The organism is Mesorhizobium sp. M5C.F.Ca.IN.020.32.2.1, assembly GCF_004023105.1.
Taxonomy (GTDB): domain Bacteria; phylum Pseudomonadota; class Alphaproteobacteria; order Rhizobiales; family Rhizobiaceae; genus Mesorhizobium; species Mesorhizobium wenxiniae.
Genome location: NZ_RZSX01001084.1, coordinates 1 through 1,839, shown reverse-complemented (window position 1 = coordinate 1,839; position 1,839 = coordinate 1). Strand labels below are relative to the sequence as shown.

General features: G+C 62.7%; 2 protein-coding genes. Both read left to right on the top strand.

Annotated elements, in window-relative coordinates; all coding sequences use genetic code 11:
* Nucleotides 1-622, top strand: a 622-nt coding sequence (locus EOA86_RS33090; protein WP_128345411.1) for a DUF3459 domain-containing protein, incomplete at its 5' end; no start/stop codon positions are given.
* A 24-nt stretch (nucleotides 623-646) separates the two neighbouring features.
* Nucleotides 647-1,759, top strand: coding sequence for a sn-glycerol-3-phosphate ABC transporter ATP-binding protein UgpC (gene ugpC, locus EOA86_RS33085; protein WP_065006610.1), 1,113 nt, complete (start codon nucleotides 647-649; stop codon nucleotides 1,757-1,759).
* Nucleotides 1,760-1,839 lie beyond the last annotated feature (80 nt).

Sequence of the window (1,839 nt, the reverse complement as noted above, 5' to 3'; positions counted from 1 at the left end):
GATGCGCACTGCCTCGCGCTGGGCGGCGGGCGAGGCCGACCAGACCGCTTATCTCAAGGTGATCTCGGCGCTGCTGATGTCGCTGCGCGGTTCGGTCTGCATCTATCAGGGCGAGGAACTTGGCCTTGGCGAAGCGGAATTGCAATTCGAGGACCTGCAGGACCCCTACGGCATCCGCTTCTGGCCGGAGTTCAAGGGCCGCGACGGCTGCCGCACGCCGATGGTCTGGAATGGCGCGGACGGCAATGGCGGCTTCTCCAAGGCGAGGCCTTGGCTGCCCGTGCCCGCCAAGCACCTTTCGCAAGCGGTCGATGTGCAGCAGGGCGACGACAGCTCGCCGCTCGAACACTACCGGCGCTTTCTCGCTTTCCGCCGTTTGCATCCGGCGCTGGCCAAGGGCGAAATAGACTTCATCGAAAGCCAGGGCGATACGGTCGCCTTCACGCGCCGCGAGGGCAACGAGCAGATCGTCTGCGCCTTCAATCTCGGCAGCCGACCGGCCGAAATCGATCTCGGCGGACGCTCGCTGCAGCCCTTGCCGGGGCACGGGTTTTCGGGACAAACTGGCGTCGGCTCTATCCGCCTCGGTGGCTACGGCGCCTGGTTCGGGCGTGTCAACTGAATTTGCAATTCACTGGAGGGAATCATGGCCGATGTCACGCTAAGGCAAGTGAAGAAATCATACGGCAATCTCAACATTCTCCACGGCATCGACCTCGACATAAAGTCGGGCGAGTTCATCGTCTTCGTCGGCCCTTCCGGCTGTGGCAAGTCGACCTTGCTGCGGTCCATCGCCGGGCTTGAGGAAATCACCTCCGGGGAGCTCAGGATCGACGGCGAGGTGGTCAACGACGTGCCGCCGTCGAAGCGGGGCATCGCCATGGTGTTCCAGTCCTATGCGCTCTATCCGCACATGACCGTCTACGACAACATGGCGTTCTCTATGAAGATCGGCAAGGAGAGCAAGGCAGAGATCGACAAGCGAGTGCGCCAGGCCGCGGAAATCCTGCAGCTGACAAAATATCTCGACCGCCTGCCCAAGGCGATGTCGGGCGGCCAGCGCCAGCGCGTCGCCATCGGCCGCGCCATCGTGCGCAACCCGAAGGTTTTCCTGTTCGACGAGCCGCTGTCGAACCTCGACGCGGCACTGCGCGTCGCCACCCGCATCGAAATCGCCAAGCTCAAGGAGTCGATGCCGGCTACAACGATGATCTACGTCACCCACGACCAGGTGGAGGCAATGACGCTGGCGGACCGCATCGTGGTCCTCAAGGAGGGCCATATCGAGCAGGTCGGCACGCCGATGGATCTCTACAAGAAACCCGGCAATCTGTTCGTTGCCCAGTTCATCGGCTCGCCGGCAATGAACATCCTGCCGGCGACGATCGACAAATCAGGCGACCCGACCGTCGTCAGTCATGTCGGCGGGCGCAAGGCGACGGTGCCGATCGCCACGCCAGCGTCAGTGAAGGGCGCTTCGGTGAGCTTCGGCGTGCGGCCGGAGGATCTGATGATCGCCACCGGGACGGATTATCTTTTCGAGGGAACGGTGGACTATGTCGAGCAGCTCGGCGAGGTTCAGCTCGTCTATGTCGACATCGGCCGCTCCGAACTGCCGCTGGTGACCAAGCTGCCCGGCAATGTCGAGGTCAAGCGGGGTGCTGCGCTGCGGTTGAATGCCGATGCCGGCGACCTGCATATTTTCGATGCCGACGGACATTCCTTCACACTCCACAAAGCGGAAGCAAGGGCAGCCTGAGGCCGGCGGCCTAACTGCTGGATACAGGCAGTTTGGCGAAGGCAAAAAACAAGAGCGGCGGGCAAAGCCCGCCGCTCTTG

Coding starts and splice junctions, on each gene's coding strand:
- ugpC (WP_065006610.1), top strand. CDS start 647: ATGGCCGATGTCACGCTAAGGCAAGTGAAGAAATCATACGGCAATCTC.